Annotated in this window: 21 protein-coding genes and 2 tRNA genes; 15 read left to right on the top strand and 8 right to left on the bottom strand. The window is 65.0% G+C overall.

Features of this window, described 5'->3' with window-relative positions; all coding sequences use genetic code 11:
• Positions 1 to 186: 186 nt before the first annotated feature.
• The 7 genes from rpsO to ACE039_RS22090 all read left to right on the top strand — a co-directional run bounded on the left by rpsO (position 187) and on the right by ACE039_RS22090 (position 7,281).
• Positions 187 to 456 carry a 30S ribosomal protein S15 gene (gene rpsO / locus ACE039_RS22120; protein ID WP_006223612.1) on the top strand — a complete coding sequence of 90 codons (270 nt, stop codon included), beginning with the start codon at positions 187 to 189 and terminating at the stop codon, positions 454 to 456.
• A gap of 94 nt (positions 457 to 550) precedes the next feature.
• A complete protein-coding gene (pnp, locus tag ACE039_RS22115; RefSeq protein WP_416023639.1) occupies positions 551 to 2,713 on the top strand; it encodes a polyribonucleotide nucleotidyltransferase in 2,163 nt (720 codons plus the stop codon).
• A 181-nt stretch (positions 2,714 to 2,894) separates the two neighbouring features.
• Positions 2,895 to 3,620: a hypothetical protein gene (locus ACE039_RS22110; protein WP_485823334.1), complete on the top strand. Its 726-nt coding sequence runs from the start codon at positions 2,895 to 2,897 to the stop codon at positions 3,618 to 3,620.
• Positions 3,621 to 3,635: 15 nt separating this feature from the next.
• Positions 3,636 to 4,853: a threonine ammonia-lyase gene (locus ACE039_RS22105; protein ID WP_448708208.1), complete on the top strand. Its 1,218-nt coding sequence runs from the start codon at positions 3,636 to 3,638 to the stop codon at positions 4,851 to 4,853.
• A gap of 41 nt (positions 4,854 to 4,894) precedes the next feature.
• The gene (locus tag ACE039_RS22100) at positions 4,895 to 5,071 is read left to right on the top strand and encodes a hypothetical protein (RefSeq protein ID WP_485823333.1); all 177 of its coding nucleotides are present in this window, start codon (positions 4,895 to 4,897) and stop codon (positions 5,069 to 5,071) included.
• A 272-nt stretch (positions 5,072 to 5,343) separates the two neighbouring features.
• Positions 5,344 to 5,766 carry a tripartite tricarboxylate transporter TctB family protein gene (locus ACE039_RS22095; protein WP_105555259.1) on the top strand — a complete coding sequence of 141 codons (423 nt, stop codon included), beginning with the start codon at positions 5,344 to 5,346 and terminating at the stop codon, positions 5,764 to 5,766.
• Positions 5,767 to 5,775: 9 nt separating this feature from the next.
• Positions 5,776 to 7,281, top strand: a complete 1,506-nt coding sequence (locus tag ACE039_RS22090; RefSeq protein ID WP_485823332.1) for a tripartite tricarboxylate transporter permease — start codon at positions 5,776 to 5,778, stop codon at positions 7,279 to 7,281.
• A gap of 70 nt (positions 7,282 to 7,351) precedes the next feature.
• On the opposite strand, the gene ACE039_RS22085 is transcribed toward ACE039_RS22090, so the two are convergent.
• The 3 genes from ACE039_RS22085 to ACE039_RS22075 form a co-directional block, all read right to left on the bottom strand.
• Entirely contained in the window at positions 7,352 to 7,912 is a 561-nt protein-coding gene (locus ACE039_RS22085) for a PIN domain-containing protein (protein ID WP_485823351.1), read from the bottom strand.
• Positions 7,913 to 8,431: 519 nt separating this feature from the next.
• Entirely contained in the window at positions 8,432 to 9,967 is a 1,536-nt protein-coding gene (locus ACE039_RS22080; protein ID WP_485823331.1) for a tetratricopeptide repeat protein, read from the bottom strand.
• A 24-nt stretch (positions 9,968 to 9,991) separates the two neighbouring features.
• Positions 9,992 to 10,927: an RDD family protein gene (locus ACE039_RS22075; protein WP_485823330.1), complete on the bottom strand. Its 936-nt coding sequence runs from the start codon at positions 10,925 to 10,927 to the stop codon at positions 9,992 to 9,994.
• A 277-nt stretch (positions 10,928 to 11,204) separates the two neighbouring features.
• Between ACE039_RS22075 and ACE039_RS22070 the strand changes: the two genes are divergently transcribed.
• The 4 genes from ACE039_RS22070 to ACE039_RS22055 all read left to right on the top strand — a co-directional run bounded on the left by ACE039_RS22070 (position 11,205) and on the right by ACE039_RS22055 (position 15,507).
• Complete coding sequence (locus ACE039_RS22070) at positions 11,205 to 12,131, top strand: LysR family transcriptional regulator (protein WP_485823329.1); 927 nt, start codon at positions 11,205 to 11,207, stop codon at positions 12,129 to 12,131.
• A gap of 163 nt (positions 12,132 to 12,294) precedes the next feature.
• A complete protein-coding gene (locus ACE039_RS22065; RefSeq protein WP_105555253.1) occupies positions 12,295 to 13,503 on the top strand; it encodes a CaiB/BaiF CoA transferase family protein in 1,209 nt (402 codons plus the stop codon).
• Positions 13,504 to 13,574: 71 nt separating this feature from the next.
• Complete coding sequence (locus tag ACE039_RS22060; protein ID WP_485823328.1) at positions 13,575 to 14,534, top strand: Bug family tripartite tricarboxylate transporter substrate binding protein; 960 nt, start codon at positions 13,575 to 13,577, stop codon at positions 14,532 to 14,534.
• A gap of 37 nt (positions 14,535 to 14,571) precedes the next feature.
• Positions 14,572 to 15,507, top strand: a complete 936-nt coding sequence (locus ACE039_RS22055) for a hydroxymethylglutaryl-CoA lyase (protein WP_485823327.1) — start codon at positions 14,572 to 14,574, stop codon at positions 15,505 to 15,507.
• A 14-nt stretch (positions 15,508 to 15,521) separates the two neighbouring features.
• Here ACE039_RS22055 and ACE039_RS22050 read toward each other — a convergent pair whose 3' ends face one another.
• From ACE039_RS22050 to ACE039_RS22030, 5 genes are all read right to left on the bottom strand, one after another.
• Positions 15,522 to 15,959: a universal stress protein gene (locus ACE039_RS22050; RefSeq protein WP_485823326.1), complete on the bottom strand. Its 438-nt coding sequence runs from the start codon at positions 15,957 to 15,959 to the stop codon at positions 15,522 to 15,524.
• Positions 15,960 to 16,127: 168 nt separating this feature from the next.
• Positions 16,128 to 18,515, bottom strand: coding sequence for a TonB-dependent siderophore receptor (locus tag ACE039_RS22045; RefSeq protein WP_485823325.1), 2,388 nt, complete (start codon positions 18,513 to 18,515; stop codon positions 16,128 to 16,130).
• Positions 18,516 to 18,617: 102 nt separating this feature from the next.
• Entirely contained in the window at positions 18,618 to 19,574 is a 957-nt protein-coding gene (locus ACE039_RS22040; RefSeq protein ID WP_485823324.1) for a FecR family protein, read from the bottom strand.
• On the bottom strand, positions 19,571 to 20,086 hold the full coding sequence (locus tag ACE039_RS22035) for a sigma-70 family RNA polymerase sigma factor (RefSeq protein WP_485823323.1): 516 nt from the start codon (positions 20,084 to 20,086) through the stop codon (positions 19,571 to 19,573). Before ACE039_RS22035 ends, ACE039_RS22040 begins: the two co-directional genes overlap by 4 nt.
• Before the next feature lie 221 nt (positions 20,087 to 20,307).
• A tRNA-Ser gene (locus tag ACE039_RS22030) sits at positions 20,308 to 20,395 on the bottom strand.
• Between the two features lie 151 nt (positions 20,396 to 20,546).
• On the opposite strand from ACE039_RS22030, the gene ACE039_RS22025 reads away from it, so the two are divergent.
• The 4 genes from ACE039_RS22025 (at position 20,547) to ACE039_RS22010 (ending at position 23,191) form a co-directional block, all read left to right on the top strand.
• Positions 20,547 to 21,524 (top strand): NAD(P)H-quinone oxidoreductase, encoded by a 978-nt coding sequence (locus ACE039_RS22025; protein WP_310033138.1) that lies wholly within the window; start codon positions 20,547 to 20,549, stop codon positions 21,522 to 21,524.
• A 130-nt stretch (positions 21,525 to 21,654) separates the two neighbouring features.
• On the top strand, positions 21,655 to 22,401 hold the full coding sequence (gene tpiA, locus ACE039_RS22020; RefSeq protein WP_105555245.1) for a triose-phosphate isomerase: 747 nt from the start codon (positions 21,655 to 21,657) through the stop codon (positions 22,399 to 22,401).
• Positions 22,402 to 22,422: 21 nt separating this feature from the next.
• Entirely contained in the window at positions 22,423 to 22,926 is a 504-nt protein-coding gene (gene secG / locus ACE039_RS22015; RefSeq protein ID WP_332007360.1) for a preprotein translocase subunit SecG, read from the top strand.
• A gap of 180 nt (positions 22,927 to 23,106) precedes the next feature.
• Positions 23,107 to 23,191: transfer RNA gene (locus ACE039_RS22010), tRNA-Leu, on the top strand.
• Positions 23,192 to 23,224 lie beyond the last annotated feature (33 nt).

Here is a 23,224-nt window from a genome sequence, read left to right as displayed (position 1 = left end):
AAGTGTATTGATTTTGCAAGATGCTTTGCGCCGGCAGTCCGGCTGCAGGGGGGCTCCAAAGGGGCACTTCGCAGCTATTGAAGCAGCAGTGAGAAAGCAAAAACGCTTATCGCCGGGATTTACGCAAATTTTTTCCAAACCACGTCAGGGCACCTCGGCCCTGTCGCATGTCCGAAGAGGTCATCAATGTCTGTAGCTGACATCAAGAAATCCGATATCGTTGCGCAGTTCCAACGCGCTCAAGGCGATACCGGCTCCCCCGAAGTTCAGGTGGCTCTGCTCACCGCCCGTATCAACGAACTGACTGGTCACTTCAAAGAACACATGAAGGACCATCACTCGCGCCGCGGTCTGCTGCGTATGGTCAGCCGTCGCCGCAAGCTGCTCGACTATCTCAAGGGCCGCAATCCCGATTCGTACCGCGCTCTGATCGAAAAACTCGGTCTGCGTAAGTGATCGACGGGGCTGGCTCCCCATGACGCAATAACCGTGGTCGGTGCGACGTATTGTCGCGACGGCCACGGTTTTTCATTTGTAAGGAATAATCGTCATGTTCAACAAAGTGACAAAATCGTTCCAATACGGCCAGCATACGGTCGTCCTGGAAACTGGCGAAATCGCTCGCCAGGCCTCCGGCGCCGTTGTGGTGTCGATCGAGGACACCGTCGTCCTGGCCACTGTCGTGGCTTCCAAGAAGGCCAAGCCGGGTCAAACGTTTTTCCCGCTGACCGTCGACTACATCGAGAAGACCTACGCTGCCGGCCGTATTCCGGGTGGGTTCTTCAAGCGTGAAGGCAAGCCGTCCGAAAAGGAAACGCTGACCTCGCGCCTGATCGACCGTCCGCTGCGTCCGCTGTTCCCCGAAGACTTCTACAACGAAGTCCAGGTGGTCATCCACACGCTGTCGGTCAATCCCGAGATTGACCCCGACATCGCCGCCATGATCGGCGCTTCGGCCGCGCTGGCCATTTCGGGTATCCCGTTCAACGGCCCGATCGGCGCCGCGCGCGTGGGCTACATCGACGGCCAGTACGCCCTGAACCCGACCGCTTCGCAGCTGAAGTCGTCGAAGCTGGACCTGGTGGTTGCCGGTACCGAAAACGCCGTGCTGATGGTTGAATCGGAAGCCCAACAGCTGTCCGAAGAAATCATGCTGGGCGGCGTGGTCTTCGGCCACGAGCAAATGCAGGCTGTCATCAACGCCATTCACGAACTGGTGAAGGACGCTGGCAAGCCCGACTGGGATTGGCAAGCGCCCGCCAAGGACGAAGCCCTGATCGCCGCCGTGACCTCGGCTGCCCAGGAAGGCCTGAACGCCGCCTACCAGATCCGCGAAAAGCAGGCCCGCACCGCCAAGCTGCGCGAAGTGTCGGCCGAGGTGTCGGCCAAGCTGGCTGCCGCCGCTGCTGAAAAGGGCGAGTCCGTGCCCGACGCCGTGACCGTCGACAACATCATGTTCTCGCTGGAATCGGCCATCGTTCGCGGTCAGATCCTGAACGGCGAACCGCGTATCGACGGTCGCGACACCCGCACCGTGCGCCCCATCAGCGTGCGTCTGGGCGTGCTGCCCCGCGCACACGGCAGCGCGCTGTTCACCCGTGGTGAAACGCAAGCGCTGGTCGTTGCCACGCTGGGCACCAAGCAAGACGAACAGATCATCGACGCGCTCATGGGTGAATACCGCGACCGCTTCATGATGCACTACAACATGCCTCCGTTCGCCACCGGCGAAACGGGCCGCATCGGTGTGCCCAAGCGCCGCGAAATCGGCCACGGCCGTCTGGCCAAGCGCTCGCTGATCCCGCTGCTGCCGGCACCGGAAGACTTCCAGTACACGATCCGCATCGTGTCGGAAATCACCGAGTCCAACGGCTCGTCGTCGATGGCTTCGGTCTGCGGCGGCTCGCTGGCCATGATGGACGCCGGCGTGCCGGTCAAGGATCACGTGGCTGGTGTGGCCATGGGCCTGATCCTGGACGGCGGCAAGTTCGCCGTGCTGACCGACATTCTGGGTGACGAAGATCACCTGGGCGACATGGACTTCAAGGTCGCGGGCACCGAAAACGGCGTCACCGCACTGCAGATGGACATCAAGATCCAGGGCATCACGAAGGAAATCATGCAAGTGGCGCTGGCGCAAGCCCGCGAAGGCCGCCTGCACATCCTGACCAAGATGAAGGAAGCGCTGGACGGTTCGCGCGGCGAGCTCTCGGCTTTCGCCCCGCGCATGCTGACCATCAAGATCAACCCCGAGAAGATCCGTGACGTGATCGGCAAGGGCGGCGCCACCATCCGCGCGCTGACCGAAGAAACCGGCACGCAGATCGACATCTCTGACGACGGCACGATTGTGATCGCCAGCGTCGACGAAGGGCAGGCCAAAGAAGCCCAGCGCCGCATCGTCGAACTGACGGCTGACGTCGAAGTGGGCCAGATCTACGAAGGTTCGGTCCTGCGCCTGCTGGACTTCGGCGCCATCGTGCAAGTGCTGCCGGGCCGTGATGGCCTGCTGCACATCTCGGAAATCGCCAACTACCGCATCGCGAACATCAACGATGTGCTGAAGGTCGGCCAGCAAGTCCGTGTCAAGGTCATCGAGGCCGACGACAAGGGCCGCCTGCGCCTGTCCATCAAGGCAATCGGTGGCATCGAAGCGCAGCAGCCCGCTGCCGCGCCGGAAGCCGCCCCTCAGTCGGAACCGCAAGCTGAATAAGCTGGCAGGCTGATTGAACGAAGAACGGCGCCGCAAGGCGCCGTTTTTTTATTGCACCACACAAAAATCCGGGCCCGCCACTGATTCATCTTCTTGCGACTTCAACCCGCCGACGTCTCCCAACTTCGCCGACCTTGCTGTAAAGTCTTGCGCGAGAAAGGGGGAATCGGATGAGCCTAGTATGACGGGAGGGCCGGGGGGCGCCACCGCCGCGGTGCTGCTTACCGTGCTGCTGGCCGGCTGCATGAGCGGTCCGGGGCCGGGCCAGCGCGGACCCAATAGCGAAGGCATGTCCGCCGATCAATTCGGCCAGACCGACTTCAACCGTACCGTCACACTGGAAGTGCGCGACAACCTGTCCAGCCTGTATTCGCTGCTGGACAAGCTCTACCGCCGCAATCCCCGCGAATGGCGCAAGACCGGCGTGGCGGACCAGAAAGAGGCCGTCAACCGGGTCAAGCACGCGATTGAAGTCCGCATTCCGCCCAGCGATCTTGCCGGCCTGCGCGACATCCAGATTCTGGCCGTCTCCCTTGACCCCAACTACACCGGCGACCGCGTCGGCGCCTTCATCTACGGCATGGCCGACACCATCATCGCGGCCCACAACGGCAAGACCCGGCTGTACGCCACCGACGCGCTGGACGGCCAGCGGGTCTACAATGCCGCACGGAATGTCGAGGCCGCCGCCTGGTTGCTGGCATCGCGCCGCAACAATCAAGGCGAGCTGCTATTGCTGGCCAATGAAATGTCCCCCAACGCCACGAACCTGAGCTTCGAGCGCGAGTTCGGCGCCATCATCGGCCGGCTGGACTTGATCGCCAACTTGCTGGGCGAGAATTCGCGGCGCATCGGAATCAACTACGCGCAGGGCCTGCTGCTATTCAATTTCCTGCCCGTGCGCTAACAGGATCTACCCATCGTGATCGATATCGCCTCTATCCAGACCGCCCGCGAAAACTTGCGCGGCCAGGTGCTGAAGACCCCCTTTACCCTGTCGCGCACGCTGTCCGACATCTTCGGCGCCGAGATCTGGCTGAAGTTCGAGAACCTGCAATTCACGGCGTCGTTCAAGGAACGCGGCGCGTTGAACCGCATGCTGACCCTGTCGGAGGACGAGCGCGCCAAGGGCGTGATCGCCGTGTCGGCCGGCAACCATGCCCAGGGCGTGGCCTACCATGCGCAGCGCATGGGCGTGCCGGCCGTGATCGTGATGCCGCGTTTCACCCCCACGGTCAAAGTGGCCAACACCCGGCGCTTTGGCGCCGAGGTCGTGCTGGCTGGCGATACTTTCGACGATGCCAAGGCCCATGGCTACGAGCTGGCGCAAGCGCGCGGCCTGATCATGATCCACCCCTATGACGATGAAGCCGTCATTTCGGGACAAGGCACGGTTGCGCTGGAAATGCTGGAAGACCAGCCCCAATTGGACACGCTGGTGATCGCCATCGGCGGTGGTGGCCTGATTTCGGGCGTCGCCACGGCCGCCAAGGCCTTGAAGCCCGGTATCGAGATCGTGGGCGTGCAGACCGAACGCTTTCCGTCGATGTACGCCGCCGTCAAGGGCGTATCCATGCCGCAGGGTCTGTACACCATTGCCGAAGGCATCGCCGTGAAGTCGCCGGGCGCGCTGACCCAGCCGATCGTCAGCCGGTTGGTCGATCAGATCGAACTGGTCAGTGAAAGCGATATCGAGCACGCCATCGTCGTGCTGCTGGAAATCGAGAAGACCGTGGTGGAAGGCGCGGGGGCGGCTGGCCTGGCCGCGCTGCTGCGCGCGCAGGAGGCGGGCAGCGACCGCTTCAAGGGCAAGCGCATCGGACTGGTGCTGACGGGCGGCAACATCGACCCGCTGATGCTGGGCGAACTGATCGAACGCGGCATGGTGCGCGCCGGGCGCCTGGCCCGCATCCGCGTGGACTTGCGCGACCTGCCGGGCGCATTGGCCCACGCCACCAAGCTGATCGCCGATGCGCAGGCCAACATCACCGAAGTGCATCACCAGCGTGCCTTCACGTCATTGCCGGTGCGCAACGTCGAGGTGGACTTCGTCTTGCAGACGCGCGGGCCGGAGCACATCCTGGAAGTGATCGACATCCTGAACGCTGCGGGCTTCGCGGCCAGCAATCATGACCATTGACGGCAGCAGCGGCTTGATGCCGACTTGACCGCAACCGTACCTTGATCCCGAACGCCCGCATCTTGCGGGCGTTTTCACTTTGGGCTGCCCGTTTCCGTTGGCTGTCGTCGAAAAAAATTTGTGTGGCGCGTGCGCGGCAGAAAAATTTCTGCGCCGCCCCTGGAACTTTTTTTGCCATCGCGAACATCCGCACGGTGCCTGCGTTGAAAGGAAGTTGAAGGGTATTTGAAAGCCGCCATCGCGGCCAATCGAGAAAAAACTGTCCACTATTTGGCTTAGGGATATCCCGAAAAAAGTTATGGTTCTTCCGGATATTCGATATGTCGTCATGCGATTTAGCATCTCCCACTTCGCTTTTCCGCCTGTCATTCGTTCAGCGCGGAAAGGCGTCGCTATAAGCACGCGCCGTTGTTTCCAGTGATTGTTCGGCGCGTCAGACCAGGGAGACCGCAGCTTGATTAGAAACAGACAGGACTTTTGGTCCGGAGCCATGTTTATTGCTTTAGGAGGGGCCTTTTCCGCGCAGGCCACCGAATATTCCATGGGAAGCGCGGCCCGCATGGGACCGGGATATTTCCCGTTCTGGCTGGGCATCGTGCTGGCGCTGATGGGCGCGGTCGTGCTGATCAGCGCACTGGCAAAGAACGCCCAGACAACCACCATCAGCCGTTACGATTTCCGCATCCTCTTCCTGGTGGTGGGGTCAGTGGTGTTGTACGGTTTCGCGCTTCAACACCTGGGGCTTTACCTTTCAGTTTTCCTGCTGGTGCTCATCAGCAGTCTCGCCAGCCACGAATTCAACTGGAAAGTCGCCGTTGCCAACGGCCTGTTCCTCGTGGCGTTCTCCTACCTTGCGTTCATACGCGGCCTGGGCCTGATTTTTCCCCTGTGGCCCAGCGCATTCGCCAACTAGGAGACCGCAATGGAACTAATGCAAAACCTGATGCTGGGTTTCTCCGTGGCGTTCACGCCGGAAAACCTCAGCTATGCATTCCTGGGCTGCCTGCTGGGCACGCTGGTTGGTGTGTTGCCGGGCCTGGGCCCGGTGCCCACCATCGCGATGCTGCTTCCGATCACGTATGTGCTGCCGCCCACGGCCGGCTTGATCATGCTGGCGGGCATTTATTACGGCACCCAGTATGGCGGCTCGACGACGGCCATTCTGGTGAACCTGCCGGGCGAAACGTCCGCCGTGGTGACGGTGCTGGATGGTCACCAGATGGCGCGCAACGGCCGGGCCGGCGCGGCCTTGTCGCTTGCCGCCATCGGGTCATTCTTCGCGGGCAGCGTCGCCACCGTGTTGATCGCAGCGTTCGCGCCGCCCCTGGCGGAAGTGGCGTTTGCGTTCGGACCCGCCGAGTACTTTTCGTTGATGGCCCTGGGCCTGATCGGCGCTGTCGTGCTGGCTTCGGGGTCGCTGCCCAAGGCCATCTGCATGATCTTGCTGGGGCTGCTGCTGGGCATGGTCGGCACCGACGTCAATTCGGGCGTTGCCCGCTACGATTTCAGCATCCCGGAATTGCAGGACGGTATCGACTTCGCCATCGTCGCGATGGGCGTTTTCGGGCTGTCTGAAATCATGGCAAACCTGGAGCAAAAAGAGAACCGGGTCGAGATTACCGACAAGGTAGGTTCCCTGTACCCCAGCCGGCAGGAATTCCGTGAAGCGGCGCCCGCCATCGTCCGGGGCACCGCCCTGGGTTCGGCGCTGGGCATCTTGCCGGGCGGCGGTTCCGTGCTGTCGGCGTTCGCCTCGTACACGCTTGAAAAGAAGCTGTCGAAGCAACCCGAGCGTTTCGGCAAGGGGCATCCGGCCGGCCTGGCGGGCCCGGAATCCGCCAACAACGCGGGCGCGCAAACCTCGTTCATCCCGCTGCTGACGCTGGGTATCCCGGGCAATGCCGTCATGGCCTTGATGGTGGGCGCGATGACGATCCACAACATCCAGCCTGGCCCGCAAGTGATGACGAGCCACCCCGAGCTGTTCTGGGGCTTGATCGCGTCGATGTGGATCGGCAACCTGATGCTGGTGATTTTGAACCTGCCGCTGATCGGCATCTGGGTGAAGTTGCTGCGCGTTCCCTACCGCATGCTGTTCCCGGCGATCCTGGTGTTCTGCACGATCGGGGTGTATTCGCTTAACTACAACGTGTTCGACATCTTCATGTTCGCTATCTTCGGCGTCATTGGGTATGTCTGGAGCAAGTTGGGCTGCGAAGGCGCGCCGCTATTGTTGGGGCTGGTGCTGGGCCCGATGATGGAAGAGAACTTCCGCCGGGCGCTGTTGTTGTCGCGAGGGGAATTCAGCACCTTCGTCACGCGCCCGCTATCCGCCACGTTGCTGGCGCTGGCCGCCATTCTGCTGGTGTTGGTGATGTTGCCGGCGCTGCGCAAGAAGCGCGAAGAAACGTTCGTCGAGGTCGGCTGACCACGGGGAACAAGCTTGGCTCCGGGTCTGGTGCGGCGCAAGCCGGCCAGGCCCTTTTTTTGCGCGCTTTTCAGCCCGCTTTGTTGTCCATGTCGCGCGCCACCAGGCTTTTAAAGCCATACAGGCGTTCACGATGCAAGGTCGTGGACAGCGGCTCGGGCTCGCGGCCCAGCGCGACGTAGTCGGCGGGGATCTGGGCGATGGCTTCGCGCATGCGCTCGGCGTTGCCTTGCCACCATTGCAGCAGCATGCGGTCCGGGTTGTACACATCCAGCCCCTGACGGCGCAATTCCGACCGATTGAAATCCTTCAGGTTCCAGGTGGCGATCTGCACGACGGGCGGCTGTTGCAGGCCGCAGCGCGCGCGCCGGGCCAAGCCCGCGGCAATCACATGGAAGTCTTTCGGGTCGCTGTAGCGCAGCGACGCTTCATAGACCTGCGTGTCGGCTTCGTTGGCCTGGGGAAAGCGCGCGTTCATGTCGGCCCAGAACTCGGCCAGCACTTCCGGCGGAATGTCCCAGATGCGCGAGGCGTTGCGGCGCCACTCCTCGCCGATGCGCTCCGTCCAGACCGGAATGAACACGCCGGCTTCGGCCAGGCGCAGCAATAGCCGGCGCAGGATGCCGGACATCAGCACGCAGGCGTCCAGGACGATAAAAGGGGCAGGAGCGGCGGGAGCGGTCAAGATGGGGGAGGGTGAAAGGCCAAGGCCTTTTAACGGCAAGAATAGTGGTGCCCGAGACCGGAATCGAACCGGTACGGCCTTGCGGCCGAGGGATTTTCTTACCACTTCGGCTTTCGCCGCCAGCGCGAAAACGCTGTTCGTGGTCTGGAGCACGCCTTCACCATAGCCTTGCGGCCTTAGGTGCCCGCCGTCTGCTCTCTACACCTTCCCCGGTTTTTCAACCGGGGCTTGGCTCGGCGTTGGCTCGGAACAGGTCCAGGGCGTTCGCCGAATTTGACGGGCTACACCTTTGGAGTTTCCTCCAAAGGGCTCAAATTAGTTTAAGTCCCTTGTGTCTACCAATTTCACCACTCGGGCGTTGCGCGGCCCATGCAGGGCCGGCAGCGGGCGTGACTATACCATCTTGGGCGCAGGGGCATTGGCCCACCCCGGGGAAATCCGGGTAAGCACGCCCCCGCTTAACGCCTATTTCCGGCCGAACAAGCGGCCCAGGAACCCGCGCGGCGAGGCAGCGGCCTCTTCCGCGGCCTGGGCCCGGCGCAGCGACAGGTCCTGGTAATTGGCTTTGCCGTTCTGCTGGTACGAGGCGGCGGCCTGGCGGAAAGCCATGGCCGATTCGGCATGGCGCTTCAAGTGGCCGTAGATTTCTCCCCGTGAAAAGAGAGCCCAGCTGCGGTAGTCGGGATCCAGCCCGACCAGGCGGTCGCACGCGGCCAGGGCTTCTTCATACTGCTTGGCCGCATTCAACGCGTTGATGCGTTCGGCGTGCAGCGGGCCGCTGTCCGGCCACGTCACAAGAGCGCGATCGGCATCGGCCACGGCTTCGGCGCCGCGGCCCAGGTTCGTCAGGGCGTCGATGCGCACCCGGCGCCATTTCAGCCAGTCGGGGTCCAGGGAAATCGCCACTTCCGACAGAGGCAGGGCTTCGTCGTAACGTTCCAGGCGGGTCAGCATGTCCGCGGCGTTGCCGGGCAGGAAATCGTTGTCGGGCGCGATCTCGTAGCCGCGCAGGTAATAGGCCAACGCTTGCTCCCAGTTGCGCTGGTCACGCTGGGCGTTGCCCGCCACGAACAGCAATTGGGCGTCGCCGCTTTCCATCGGGTCCAGCCCTTGCAAGGCCTTTTCGGCCAGTTCGGGGTCGCCGCTACGCACGAATTCGCGGGCCTGTTCCTTGCGGCCTTCCCAGCCGGAGTCCGACAGCGCGTCCAGATGCCGCCACAGCGGCGCGGCTTCGTCCGCGCGGCCCAGCCGGTGCAGGGACCGCGCCTTGCCTTCCAGCGGCCAATCCCAATCGGGCTCGCGGCGCAGCAGGCTGGTCCATTCCTCTACCGCGTCTTCATGGCGCTCCAGCGCTTGCAGGCACGAGGCCCGGTTGTGCTGGATGGCGTTTTCCTCGCCCAGGATCGCGCGGGCGCGGTCGAACATCGCGATAGCGTTCTTCAGGTCGCCCAGGCGGCGGTAGTTGTTGCCCGCGTCGTACAGGAACCCGCCGTTATTGGGCGCCAGCGCGACGGCGCGCTGATGGTAGGGCAGCGCGTCCTGGTAGCGGCCAGCGTTATGCAGGTTGGAACCGATATAGCAATGCGGCGCAGCGGCGGACGGCCGCAATTGCGAGGCGCGGGTCCAGCATTCGATGGCGGCATCCAGGCGGCGGTCGTTGATCAGCAGATAGGCTTCGGACATCATCAAGCCGAAGTGCGAGGGCGCGCGCTGGCGGCCTTCGCGCACGATGCGCCAGGCCTCCTGCTGTTCGCCCGCGTCATAGAGCGCGGTGGCGCGTACGCACAGGGCGTCGCTGCACTGCGGGTCCAATGACAGCGACCGGGCCAGGTCGGCATCGCGCAGGGCGTGGGCGCCGCGCTTGTCGTGATAGCGGGCGCGCAGGGCCCACATTTCGGCGGAACCGGGCTGTTCGCGCACGCCTCGTTCGCACAAGGCAAGCATCTGCGCGTGGTCATGGCCGTCATCGGCGCGGTGGATGGCTTCGATCAGACTCGACATGCAAGGCGTTCCGTATTCAAGGGGCTAGCGCACAAAGGCGCCGGTGTCGTGGCGGCAGCTGTAGGGACGATCGGCGCGGGCGATGTCGTCGCTGCCGCATTGCCAGCGGCGGATGCCGCCGCCTTTCTTTTCCGCGCGCAGTTCCGGCAGGTACATCAAGTGTTTGCCGGCCAGCGTGGGGAACCCGTCAGTGCGAGGCTCGCCAGCGATCGTCAGCCGCATCACGCCGTTGACGGGATTGAACTCCAGCTTGGAGAATCCGCTGTTCTGTAGCGATTCCTGGGTCATGCCGATGTCGGCCATCGTCGCGGGGAAGGCCTTCTTGCTGCGGTAGTGGTTCTCGACCAGCATGCGGATGGGGTCCGACACGAGGTCGAACCGGCGGACGTCCGCGTGCAAGGGATTGTCGCCATCGTCCTGGCTCATCACGCCGACGCCGATCACCACGCCACCCAGCACCAGCGCCAGCACGCCGAACACGAAGAACAGGAATTTGCCTGTGCCGGTGACCGCGGGCGTCTTGGCGACCGCCGACTGCACCGCGCGCGGATGCGCCCGGCTGGCGACGACGTGCGTGCCGGCCAGGGCGTTGTGCATCGACCGTTCACCAAAGATGGCTTGCTGGATGTGGTGGAACAGGCCCGGCAGCGCAAGGTTGAGCGTGTACTTCAGCGTGTGGCGCCATATCGACCGCAGCAGACCGGGCGCTTGGGCCTTTCGGTTCACGACGCGCAACTTCAGCAGGCGTTTGCCGGGGGACCCGTTTGCCCAGGCGTCCATGAAGGCGGGCAGCAGCCAGCCGATCAGCCCCGCCAACACCGACAGCAGCACGGGGTGGGGCTGGCCGGTCAACCCTTCATAGGTCAGCGAGGCCGCCCAGATCAGGGTGAGGATCGCCGCCACCATGAACAGGCCGTCGATGACGGTTGCGCCAAGCCGGACCCAGATGCTGGGGAACACGGGCGCGTCCTGCGCCGGGGCGGCCCGTTTGGCGCGGGCCTGCGTGGGCGCGGGCGTGGCCGCAGCCGCAGCCGTTTTGACTGGCAACGGTGTTTGGCAACTGAAGCAAAGGGTATTGGAGGCCGGGTTCTGCCAGTTACAGCGTGGGCATTGCATGAAAGCGTGATCCGCGAAACGAAGGCCGCGTCGCGCGGCCGGACTGCGGATCATACCCAGGTCCTGTCTGCGGGAAAACCCCGATCCCTGCGGCAGCAGGCAAAGCAGGACACTTCGTGCCATGAAGCCCGCCCTGCCCGCATCTCCCGCCGCCCGCGACATCGACCCCGTTTCGCTCCGATTGTTCTTGTCGGCGCTGGAGGAGGGGAGTCTGGCGCGCGCCGCCGCCCGCGAGAACATCGTGCCGTCCGCCGTCAGCAAGCGCATGTCGGAAATGGAAGACGCCTTTGGCGTGCCGCTGCTGGAGCGAGGCGTCAAGGGCGTGCAGCCCACGCCGGCCGGCAATGCACTGGCGACCCATGCGCGCCGGCTGCTGCAGGACATGGACCGCATGCATCGCGAGATGGCGGGCTTTGCGACCGGCGTGCGCGGGCACATCCGGCTGGCCGTCAGCGTGGCCGCCTTGTCGGGCGATCTGCCTGCGCAGATCCAGTCGTTTCGCCAGGCGTATCCGCAAATCGACATCTCGCTGGAGGAAGACACGACGCAAGCAGCGTTCCGCGCCGTGCTGGACGGACATGCCGACGTAGCGGCGGGATCGGACTTCGGTCATGACGGCTTGCAGGTATTCGCCTGCGGTCATTGCGAGCTGGCCGCCGTGGTGCCGGGCCAGCACCTGCTGGCGGACCGCGACGCATTGGATTACGCCCAACTGCTGCCTTTCGAACAGATCGAGCTGAACCGCGACAACGGCATCAGCAGCGTCTTCGAGCAGGCGGCCAAAGACGCGGGCCTGACGCGTCGCATCAGTGCGCGCGTCAGTTCGCACGAAACCATCTGCATGCTGGTCGCGCGCGGCATGGGCGTGGCGGTGGTGCCCCAGTACCTGAAGGCGCGCCTGTCGCACCTGGACATCCGTTTCGTGCCGTTGACCGGCCCGTGGTCCAGCACGCCGATCTGTATTGCCGTGCGGGATCCGGATGCCTTGTCGCCCGCCGCGCGGGCCTTGCTGGCCCACTTGAGCGTGCTGCCGGCGGGCGAGAGCTAGGGGCAAACCCGGACGTTCCGAAACGAGAATGCCCCCATGCTGAAAGACCGCTACCCGCTCTGCCCGCTGCCCCGCGATGATGGGCGCATCCGCGGGGCGGCAAGGCGGTTTTCCGACGTTGCCGACCTGCATCCGACCATCCGGCACGCGAGAGGAAACGTTGATGAGCGCAGCACCGGCTTCACCCTTCATGGAGAGTTCCGAATTGCCCTTGCGGGGCATCAAGGTCCTGGAACTGTCCCACATGATCATGGGGCCGGCCGCCGGCCTGTCGCTGGCGGATCTGGGTGCCGACGTGATCAAGGTGGAACCCATCGACGGCGACCGCACGCGCCGCCTGAAAGGGTCGGGCAGCGGTTATTTCCCCGTGTTCAACCGCAACAAGCAAAGCCTGGCGATCGACCTGAAGTCGCCCGAAGGGCAGGACGTGGTGCGCCAGCTGGCCCTGCGGAGCGACATGGTGGTGGAGAACTTCCGCGACGGCAGCCTGGCCCAGTACGGGCTGGACTATGAATCCTTGTCTGCCGACAACCCGGGGTTGATCTATGTGTCGCTGAAGGGGTTTCTGTCCGGCCCGTACAAACATCGCACGGCGCTGGATGAGGTTGTACAGATGATGGGCGGACTGGCCTACATCAATGGCGGCGCCGATACGCCGCAGCGCGTGGCGGCATCGGTCAACGACATCCTGGGCGGCACCTTCGGCGTGGTGGGCGCGCTGGCCGCGCTGCACGACCGCCATGCCACCGGCCGCGGCCGTCATGTGCGCTCGGGCCTGTTCGAGAACAACCTGCTGCTGGTGGCGCAGTTCATCGCGCAATACCAATTGACCGGCACGGCGCCCAAGCCCATGGGCGCGGAGCGCAAACCGCCATGGGGCGTGTACGACGTATTCGAAACGGCGGACGGCCGCGTGTTCGTCGCGGTGGTGGGCGACGCGCAGTGGCGAAATTTCGCGCAGAAATTCCTGCCGCCGGAATGGGCCGCAGACCCGCGCCTGGCCACCGCCGTCGACCGCGAGGCCGCAAGGTCCTGGCTGGTGCCCGGCGTGGCCGAGATCCTGAAAACCTGGAAGACCGATGCGCTGTGCCAGGCGCTGGAGGACGCCAACCTTTCTTATGGACCGATCCGCCAGCCGCACGATCTGCTGGACGACGCGCACCTGAACGCCGGGGGCGCGCTGCTCAAGACCCTGCTGCCCGACGGAAGTGAAATATCCACGGCCGCGCTACCCATCGAGTTCGATGGGCGCAAGGCCGGCAAGCGTTGTGATCCGCCGGTGCAAGGCGGCCAGACCCACGCCATTCTGCAAGGCCTGGGCCTGGATGCGGCGCGCATCGATGCGCTGCGCGCGGCGGGAGTCATCGCATGACCCGGCCGTAGCGCCAACGCCCTGTCGAGGCGGCGTCAGACCGCCAAGACATTCATCAAAGAGGAGACCCCATGATTCGAAAACTGATTGCGATGGCCGCGTTGGCCGCCGCCTGCACGGTGCACGCGCAGGACTATCCCAACAAGCCCATCCGCATCATCATCCCGTCCACCCCGGGCGGGGGCACCGACTACATCGGCCGGCTGATGAGCAACAAGCTGCATGAGCTGAACGGCTGGGCGGTGGTGCCAGAGAACAAGCCTGGCGCCGGCACGGCGCTGGGCCTGGCCGAAGCAGCGCGCGCGCCCGCGCAAGGGTATGACCTGGTGATCGGCCAATCCGACAACGTCACCTTGATTCCGCTACTGATGAAGGTGGCCTACGACCCGGTCAAGGACCTGGTGCCCGTGGCGCTGGTGGCCACCACGCCGATGGTGCTGCTGGTGGCGGAGGCGTCGCCCTACAAGACCCTTCCCGAAGTGATCGAGGCCGCCAGGAAGGAACCCAACAAGATTTCCTACGGCACGTCGGGCACCGGCGGCGGCGTGCACATCGCCATGGAAATGCTGCAGCATGAGGCCGGTTTCAAGATGCAGCACGTGCCGTACAAGGGGTCGGCTCCCGCCCTGGCTGACCTGATGGGCGGGCATCTGCAGTTTGCCGGGTCGTCGATCTCTTCAGCGGCGTCGCTCATCAAGGCGGGCAAGGTGCGTGCGCTTGCCGTGACCTCGCCCAAGCGCAATCCCGCCTTGCCGGACGTGCCGACCGTGGCCGAGCTTGGCTACAAGGATTTCAGCGTGGTGACCTACTACGGCGTGCTGGCGCCGGCCAAGACGCCGGCCGACATCGTGGCGCGGCTGAACACCGATTTCAACAAGCTGCTGGCGCGCAAGGACGTGCAGGAAGCGCTGGCGTCGCAGGGGCTGGAAACGGCACCGGTCTCCAGCGCCCAGTTCGCCGCGCTGATCCAGTCGGACATCGGCAAGGCACAGCAGACCATCAAGAGCGCGGGCATTGTGGTGCAGCAATAGTCCGGGACACAGGCCGGCGTACACGACAGGAGGGCATATGGATCAGGAAGTCAGGCTTTGCGAGGTGGGCCCGCGCGACGGGCTGCAAATGGCCAAGGGCATGATGCGGGCGGCCGACAAGCTGCGCTGGATCCGCCAGCTGGCGCAGGCGGGCTTGCGCGAGATCGAGGTGGGCAGCTTCGTATCGCCGCGGCTGGTGCCGCAGATGGCGGATACGGGCGCCATCCTGCCCGACGTCCTGCAGATAGACGGCCTGACCGTGTGTGCGCTGGCCTGCAACCTGAAGGGCGCCATTGCCGCCTACGAGGCGGGCGCGCACGTGCTGTCGTTTCCGATTTCGGTCAGCGACACGCATAGCCACGCCAACGTGGGCAAGGGTACCGACGCGCAAGTGGAGATGATGGCGTCCATTGTGGACTGGGTGCGATCGCAGCCGCGCCCCATGCGCATCGATGCGGCGGTCGCCACGGCGTTCGGTTGTTCGATGGAAGGCGATGTCGCCGTGCGGCGCGTGGCGTTGGTAGCCGCGGCGGTGGCGCGCACTGGCGTCGATGAGATCGCGCTGGCCGACACGGTGGGCTATGCGCACCCCGCGCAGGTGAGCGACGTGGTGCGCGCTACGCAGGACGCCGTGGGCAGCCTGCTGACCAAGCTGCACCTGCACGACACCATGGGCCTGGGCCTGGCGAACGCGCTGGCTGGCCTGAACGAAGGCATCCGCAGTTTCGATTCCTGCCTGGGCGGGCTGGGAGGTTGCCCGTTTGCTCCGGGCGCCTCGGGCAACATCGTCACCGAAGACCTGGTGTTCATGCTGGAAAGCATGGGCTACCGGACCGGCGTGGACCTTGCCCGGTTGTTGGCCGCGCGCGCCTTGCTGGCCGACGCCTTGCCGCAAGAGACCTTGCGCAGCGGCGTGGCCGCGGCAGGTATCCCCAAGACCTTCCACGCGGCGGCCGCGGCGGCCGTGGCGTAACGCCGCGCCGTGCGTTAGCGGTACACCAGCACCGGCACCGTGGAGTGCGCCAGCACCTTTTGCGTCTGGCTGCCCAGCAGCAGTGCGGCCATGCCGCTGCGGCCATGCGAAGTCATTGCGATCAGATCGCAGCCTTGCGTCAAGGCGATGTCGATGATGACCTGATACGGCGTGTCGCTTTCGCGCATTTCCGTCGTGCACGGCACATCCATGGCCTTGGCGCGGGCGGCGGCTTCCGCCAGGTACGAGGCGGCCAGCTCCTGGGCCTGATGTTCATACGTTTTGCGCACGCCTTCCAGCTGCACGGTTTCCATCGAGGGCATGTGGAAGCTGCCATAGGCCGTCACCACGGTGACGCTGGCCCCTAGCGCGCGGGCCAGGCCCAACCCTTGTTCCAGGCCGGTGTTGGCCAGGCTGGATCCGTCGATGGGGATGAGAATGTGCTTGTACATGGCAACCTCCTGGGATGGAGAGGGCGGCGCGGTCATGGCCGCCACGCGGGCGAAAACAACAGCCTCATACTACGCCCGCCCCGCACGGCCCGGAAGGCGCGCGCGGGACGGCGTCTGACGCCGATCAAGCGCTGCCCCCGAAACCCGGGCCGGCGCCCCGCCGGGCCTTTACCAGCGGTACGTCGCCGTGCCCACGACGGTACGCTGGTCGCCGTAGTAGCAGTTGCCATAGCCGCAGTTGGCGATGTAGGTCTTGTTGGTCAGGTTGCGGGCGTTCAGCGCCAGGGTCCAGTTCTTGATCTGGTAGCCGATCATCGCGTCGAACAGCAGGAACGACGGCACCTTGACCGGCGCGGCTTCGCCATCGCCGAAATTCGACCCGGTGTAGCGGGCGCCGATGCCGACCTTGACGGCGGATTCGAACCGGTAGTCCAGCCAGAGCGACGCGCGATGCTTGGGCACGGCGGTCGCCTGCTTGCCGACCTCTGCGGGGTTGCTGCTTTCGACCACATCGGCCTTCGGCGTCCAGGTATAGGCCGCGACGACATTCAAACGCGGTAGCGGCTGGAAGGTGGCCTCAAGCTCCAGCCCGCGCACCAGCACTTCGCCCTTCTGGCTGGGCATCGATTGGCTGTCGTAGGTGATGTAGTTCTTGCGCCGCAGCTCGAAGATCGCGGCGCTGTAGCTGTCCGAGCGTCCGACCGGTTGATAGCGCACGCCGGCTTCGTATTGCTTGCCGGTTTCCGGCTTGAAGGGCGTGCCGCTGACCGGGTCGATGGTGACGGTGGGAGAGAACGATTCCGAATAGCTCAGGTACGGCGCCCAGCCCGCCGGATCCACGTAGACCAGGCCGGCGCGGCCGGTGAACTGATGGTCGGGAAAGCGCGTGGTGGTGCCGTCCTGGCGGTTGCGCATCTTGCCTGACACATCGTCGTACCGGCCGCCCAAGGTCAGCACCCACCGGTCGTTCCACTTGATCTGGTCTTGCAGGTACACACCGGTTTGCGCCACGGTGATGTCGGCATCCATCCAGGGCCGGGGCCGTTCGATGCCGCCGCGGCCATAGACGGGATCGTAGATGGAGAGCGGCGGCGCGTAGCCGCCATTGAAACTGACCTGGTCGATGGCCGTGCGCTGGTAATCCACGCCCAGCAGCAGCCGATGCTGCCAATCGCCGAAGCGCAGATCCGTCTGCGCCTGGTTGTCGATGGTGAAGCTGGAAATGTTCTCCTTGCTGCCGGATACGCTGCGGCGCAAGGTTTGGTAATTGGCCGGGTCCGACGGGTTGTCGTTGACGGGCAGATACCCCAGCGACTGCACCGCCGCGTAGTCGACCCGTAGCTTGCCGTAGCGCGCGTTCTGGCGCAGGGTCACGGCGTCATTGACGCGGTGTTCGAACAGGTAGCCGACCATCCATTGTGTCTGGTCAAACGAGTCGTAGTCGGGTTCACCCACGAAAAGGTCACTGGGGATATGCGTGCCGGCAGGCGTGCGCACCAAAGATCCTGCCGCGGGGCGCGCCCGGGTGTAGGTGCCGCCGTCCTTGCGGCCATACTGTGACAGCAGCGTCAATGACGTATCCGCTGACGGCCGCCATGTCAGCGACGGTGCGATGTACAGGCGGTCGTTCGAGATGCCGTGTTCCGGCATCTCGGAATCCAGCCCCATCGCGGTGATGCGGTAGAGCCATTTGCCGTCTTCATCCACCGGGCCGGAGAAGTCGCCTGCCAGCTGACGCCGCGAATGGTCGCCCAACTGCGCCTGCAATTCATGCAGGGGCTCTTCGGTCGGCCGCTTGCTGACGACGTTGACCAGGCCGCCGGGGCCGGTCTGCCCGTACAGCACGGAAGAGGGCCCGCGCAGGACTTCGATCCGTTCGGCGCCGTAGTTCTCGGTCTGCCAGATTCCCCAGTTGCCGTTGTTGCGCAGTGGCATGCCATCCAGGTAGAAGCCCGGCGAGTACGCGTCAAAGCCACGGATCGCGATCCAGTCGTACCGGGAGTCGGCGCCGTACGTCGTGATCGCCACGCCAGGCGTATAGCCCAGGGCATCCCTTAGCGTGGTGGCGCCTATGGCGCTGATGCGGTCGGCGGTGACCACGGAAATCGACTGCGGCGTTTCCAGGATCGCCGTGTCGGTCTTGGTGCCCGTGGCGCTGCGCTTGGCCACGTAGCCGGACACGGGGCTCCACGCGGTTTCCGCGTTGGCGGTGACGTTGATCGGCGCCAGCGTCGCCACGGCCGACTGGGGCGCGGGGCGCACGGTCAGCGCGCCGCCGGGCAGGGTGACGGCCTCCAGGCCGGATCCCGCCGTGACGCGGCCCAGCGCGTCGTTCAACGTGTAGCTGCCGCTAAGCGCCGGCGCGTTGATATTGCGCACCATGGCCGGATCCACCGACAGCACGCGGTTGTTCTGCGCCGCGATGCGGTTCAGGGCGACCGCCAGCGGTCCGGCGGGAATCTCGTATTGCTGGCTGGTGGGCGCCGATTGCGCGAAGGCGGCAGGGGAAACCACGGCGACGGCGACCGCTAGGCCGGCCCGATACAAAGGATGCATGACGTACAACTCCGGGTTGCTGATTTCTCGAATTCCTACCCAGAGGTGTATCGGCGCCAAAAAACCGGACAAAAAAATCGTAAAAGCCGCGCGGCGCGGGCCTCAGGCCCGGTCCACCCACGTCAGCAAGCCGCCGTAATGGTCGATGCGCAGCGGCAAGGTCGCCGCCAGCGCGGCCCAGGCTTCATCGGGCCGATCCAGCGAGAACACGCCCTGCACCCGCAGCCGGCCCGCCGCGTCGGACACGTGCAGCGTGGCCCGCATGTAGGGGCGCAAGGCCGAGGCAACTTCTTCCAGCGACGCGTCCAGCACGTCGATCCGGCCCGCCTCCCAGGCCGCCAGTGCGTTGGCGGGGGAGCCTTCCAGCCGGCGGATGCCAGCGGCGCCATAGGCCGCCGCCTGCCCCTGCGCCAGTTGCTCCGTCGCGCCGTTGCGCGTGCGTACCCGCACCGTATGCTCAAGCACGGCCGCCACGCTGTGGCCGCTTTCCTTCTGCACCATGTAGCGGGTGCCCAGCGCCCACGCCGTGCCGTCGTCCGTGCTGACCCCGAACGGGCGCGCTTCATCCGGCGCCACCGCGGCGATCAATGCGCCGTGCAGTAATCGAACCCGCCGCACCGCGCTGGTGAATTCCAGCCGGATCCGGCTGTCCGCATTCAGCTGCAACTGGCTGCCGTCGTCCAGCGCAAGCGTGCGGCGTTCGGCGGTGCCGGTGACCAGGTCGCCGCGCTGTTGCCATTGCTGCGCACCCAACCAGCTAGCGCCCACGGCAGCGCCCGTCAACGCCAGGGTCTTGCCCAGGAACTGGCGCCGTGACGGGCCTCGGACCAGCATGCCGCGCAATGCCGCGCCGGCGGAATCCGGCGTTTGGGTCGCGCCCAGCGCGCGCAGCGCTTGAAGCGGCCCCGCCACGCTTTCCTGCAGGGTGGTCCAGGCTTGGGCATGCGCGGGGTCCGCCTGCCGCCATTGCTGGAACCGAAGCTGTTCGGCCGCATCGGCGTCCCCGGCGGTCAGGCGCAGCATCCATTGCACGGCCTGGCGATCGATCTCGGGCGTCATGCGTGTCCCTCGCGGCGCACGCGCATGCAACGTTCAAGCGCCATCGCCATGTGCCGCTGCACGGTTCGCGCCGACAAGCCCATGCGCCGGCCGATTTCGTCGTAGCTCAATCCGTCCAATTGGCTATAGAGAAACACGGCGCGCGCCGCGGGCGGCAGGCCATGCAGCACCGCATCCACCCGCATCAGCATTTCAACGCCCAGCGCGACGGCTTCGGGCGACGGCGCCATGTCGTCGGCATGCAGGGCCAGCCATTGCAGATACGCCTGTTCCAGTTCGCGGCGGCGCCAGAAATGGAACAGCAGCCGGCGGGCGATGGTGGAGAGGTACGCCTTGGGTTCGACAATCGAGGCCACGGGCTCGCGGCTGACGGCGGCCTGCAGAAACGTGTCGGACGCCAGATCTTCAGCGTCCGCCTGGTTGCGCAGCCGAAACCGCAGGCGATCCACCAGCCAAGGGCGATAGTTCACGTATAGGGAAGCCAAGGCGGAATGGGCGGAGTGCTTTCCCATGAACTGAAGATCTTAAAAAATAGGAATAAGTATCATTCAGTATATAGAAAAAGGCGGCCCGCAAATAGCAGGGATCACCCTTGGCCCGGCCCGGACGGCCGCAGGCAAGCGAGAGGGGCGTCGTCGTGGGTGTAGAGGGGGAAAAGAGGGGGGCGTCGGCGCGCGCGGCGTGCCCGCTACATGCGCGGGGCGGCCGGGGCCTTGCGATTGCCAAGGGTATTTGGCGGAAGCGGTGAGATTCGAACTCACGAACGGTTGCCCGTTGCCGGTTTTCAAGACCGGTGCAATCGACCACTCTGCCACGCTTCCGGGGTCTGCTGATGTGTCTTGCGAGCGCGTCGGGTCGACTTGCGCGCGCAGCACGGCGATTCGGCCGTCAGGCAAACATTCTGCCCGAACGGCAACGCGATATGCCGTAAAGGGCGCAATAATAATCCATTTGCTGCAAAGGAGGCACGCGATGCACGCTGTAGAAATCTCCCGCCCCGGCGGCCCCGAGGTCCTGGTCCCCGTAGAACGCTCCACGCCCGAAGCCGGCGCGGGTGAAGTTTTGATCAAAGTCAGCGCTGCGGGCATCAACCGCCCCGACGTATTCCAGCGCAAGGGCAACTACGCCCCTCCGCGTGGCGCCTCCGACCTGCCGGGTCTGGAAGTGGCCGGCGAAATCGTGGGTGGCGACCTGGCTGGCAGCGGCTTTGCGGTGGGCGACAAGGTCTGCGCCCTGGTGGCGGGCGGCGGTTACGCTGAATACTGCGTTGCGCCCGTGGCGCAATGCCTGCCCATCCCCAAGGGACTGTCCGACATCGAAGCGGCCGGCTTGCCGGAAACGTATTTCACCGTCTGGAGCAACGTGTTCGACCGCGGCCGCCTGTCCGACGGCGAAATCCTGCTGGTGCATGGCGGCGCCAGCGGCATCGGCACCACGGCCATCCAGCTGGCCCGCGCGATGGGCAACAAGGTCTACGCGACGGTCGGCAGCGACGACCGCGCCCGCGCCGTCGAAGCGCTGGGCGCCGAAAAGGGCATCAACTACAAGACGCAGGACTTCGTGAAGGAAGTCATGGACGCCACCAGCGGGCGCGGCGTGGACGTCATTCTGGACATGGTGGCAGGCGACTATATCGCCCGCGACATGCAATGCCTGGCGGATGACGGCCGCATCGTGATCATCGCCCAACTGGGCGGCGCGCGCGCCGATGTGGACACGTCTCAGGTCATGCGTCGTCGCCTGACCATCACGGGGTCCACCCTGCGTCCCCGGTCGGTTGATTTCAAGGGCGCCATCGCGCGCGCCCTGCGCGAACACGCATGGCCCTTGCTGGAAAAAGGGGCCATCAAGCCGATCGTGCACGCCACGTTCCCCCTGGCCGAGGCCTCCAAGGCGCACGCCATGATGGAAGGCGGCGAAAATATCGGCAAAATCATCCTGACAATGTAAGAAACGCGCGGCGTTCGGCGTATCGCCGCGCAACAGGATACAATCTCGGGTTTCGCCTGGAATTTTTTCCAGGCAGGCCCGTGGGCGGTCGTGTCATGCCCCGGGACTCACCCTCTCTGACAATTGCGCCATGACTTCAGTCGAAAACCGCGCCCGCCTCGTGTTGGGCAACTGGAAGATGCACGGCAACCTGGCCGAGAACGCCGCGTTGCTGACCGAGCTGCGCGCCGCGGATGCCGCGAGCCACTGCGACATCGGCATCTGTGTTCCGTTTCCTTATCTGGCGCAAGCCGGTTCGGCCCTGACCGGAAGCAACGTGTCCTGGGGCGCGCAAGATGTCAGCGCGCACGAAAAGGGTGCCTACACCGGCGAAGTCTCCGGTGCGATGCTGAAAGAATTCGGTTGCCGCTGGGCATTGGCCGGCCATTCCGAGCGCCGCGTGCTGCACGGTGAAACCGATGAAATCGTGGCCGCCAAGGCGCAAGCCGCGCTGGCCGCCGGCCTGACCCCCGTGGTCTGCGTGGGCGAGTCGCTGGCCGACCGCGAAGCCGGCAACACCCTGGCCGTCATCGAACGCCAGTTGAAGCCCGTGCTGGCGCTGGGCGCCGACGCCGTGTCGCGCATGGTCCTGGCCTACGAGCCCGTCTGGGCCATCGGCACCGGCCGCACCGCCAGCCCCGAGCAGGCGCAAGAAGTCCACGCCGCCATTCGCGCCGCCTTGCGCGCGCTGGGCGCGGCCCAGGTGCAGGTTTTGTACGGCGGCAGCGTCAAAGCTGCCAACGCCGCCAGTTTGTTCGCCATGACGGATATCGACGGAGCCCTGGTCGGCGGCGCGTCGCTTGTGGCTGAAGAATTTTTGCGTATTGCCGCCATCTAAGTTTCCGTTCCGGAGTCTGTAATGCCCTTGATGCTTAAACTTCTGCTGGCCGTCCAAGTTTTTTCGGCGCTGGCTATCATCGTTCTGGTCCTGCTGCAGCAGGGCAAGGGCGCCGACATGGGTTCCGCTTTCGGTAGCGGTTCGTCCGGCAGCCTGTTCGGTGCCACCGGCGCCGCCAACTTCCTGTCGCGCGCCACCAAGTGGGCCGCCGTGGTCTTCTTCGCGTCCACCGCCGGCCTGGCCTACGTCAGCCACAAGGGCACCAGCGGCCCGGCCGTGGACTCCGGCGTGATGCAGAGCTTCCCGTCCGACCGTTCCGTGCCCCAAGTGCCGGGCGCGGCGCCCGCCGCTGGCGGTTCGTCGGTTCCGGGTGCCGCCTCGCCGGCGCCGGGTTCGGTGCCGGCAGCGCCTGCCGCCCCGGCCAAGCCTGATGCATCGGTGCCGTCGGTTCCGGCCACGCCTGCTGCACCGGCGCCTGCCGCGCCGGCTGCCGGCCAGAAGCCGGCCGAAACGCCTGCCAAGTAAGTTCGGGCAGATCCAGAGGAAGGCCGGCGGATGCCGGCCTTTTTCTTTGGGGCGGCGGGATCGGGAGGATGGACGCGGCGCAGTTGGAGTATTTGGGGCCGCTTCCGTCGTTCGTTCAATTCGTGCTAGAATGCTCGACTTTCTGGCAATGCCTATGGCGACGTCAGGAAATTGGTGAATGCCGACGTGGTGAAATTGGTAGACACGCTATCTTGAGGGGGTAGTGGCGAAAGCTGTGCGAGTTCGAGTCTCGCCGTCGGCACCAAGAATTCCTCGTAAAAAGCCCGCTGAAACGTTA

The sequence above is a fragment of the Achromobacter maghribensis genome (genome assembly GCF_057334215.1).
Note: the sequence above shows the minus strand (reverse complement) of the source record. Positions and strands in the feature narration are given on the sequence as shown.

Coding starts and splice junctions, on each gene's coding strand:
- rpsO (WP_006223612.1), top strand. CDS start 187: ATGTCTGTAGCTGACATCAAGAAATCCGATATCGTTGCGCAGTTCCAA.
- pnp (WP_416023639.1), top strand. CDS start 551: ATGTTCAACAAAGTGACAAAATCGTTCCAATACGGCCAGCATACGGTC.
- ACE039_RS22110 (WP_485823334.1), top strand. CDS start 2,895: ATGACGGGAGGGCCGGGGGGCGCCACCGCCGCGGTGCTGCTTACCGTG.
- ACE039_RS22095 (WP_105555259.1), top strand. CDS start 5,344: ATGTTTATTGCTTTAGGAGGGGCCTTTTCCGCGCAGGCCACCGAATAT.
- ACE039_RS22090 (WP_485823332.1), top strand. CDS start 5,776: ATGGAACTAATGCAAAACCTGATGCTGGGTTTCTCCGTGGCGTTCACG.
- ACE039_RS22085 (WP_485823351.1), bottom strand. CDS start 7,912: ATGTCCGGCATCCTGCGCCGGCTATTGCTGCGCCTGGCCGAAGCCGGC.
- ACE039_RS22080 (WP_485823331.1), bottom strand. CDS start 9,967: ATGTCGAGTCTGATCGAAGCCATCCACCGCGCCGATGACGGCCATGAC.
- ACE039_RS22070 (WP_485823329.1), top strand. CDS start 11,205: ATGAAGCCCGCCCTGCCCGCATCTCCCGCCGCCCGCGACATCGACCCC.
- ACE039_RS22065 (WP_105555253.1), top strand. CDS start 12,295: ATGAGCGCAGCACCGGCTTCACCCTTCATGGAGAGTTCCGAATTGCCC.
- ACE039_RS22060 (WP_485823328.1), top strand. CDS start 13,575: ATGATTCGAAAACTGATTGCGATGGCCGCGTTGGCCGCCGCCTGCACG.
- ACE039_RS22055 (WP_485823327.1), top strand. CDS start 14,572: ATGGATCAGGAAGTCAGGCTTTGCGAGGTGGGCCCGCGCGACGGGCTG.
- ACE039_RS22050 (WP_485823326.1), bottom strand. CDS start 15,959: ATGTACAAGCACATTCTCATCCCCATCGACGGATCCAGCCTGGCCAAC.
- ACE039_RS22045 (WP_485823325.1), bottom strand. CDS start 18,515: ATGCATCCTTTGTATCGGGCCGGCCTAGCGGTCGCCGTCGCCGTGGTT.
- ACE039_RS22040 (WP_485823324.1), bottom strand. CDS start 19,574: ATGACGCCCGAGATCGATCGCCAGGCCGTGCAATGGATGCTGCGCCTG.
- ACE039_RS22035 (WP_485823323.1), bottom strand. CDS start 20,086: ATGGGAAAGCACTCCGCCCATTCCGCCTTGGCTTCCCTATACGTGAAC.
- ACE039_RS22025 (WP_310033138.1), top strand. CDS start 20,547: ATGCACGCTGTAGAAATCTCCCGCCCCGGCGGCCCCGAGGTCCTGGTC.
- tpiA (WP_105555245.1), top strand. CDS start 21,655: ATGACTTCAGTCGAAAACCGCGCCCGCCTCGTGTTGGGCAACTGGAAG.
- secG (WP_332007360.1), top strand. CDS start 22,423: ATGCCCTTGATGCTTAAACTTCTGCTGGCCGTCCAAGTTTTTTCGGCG.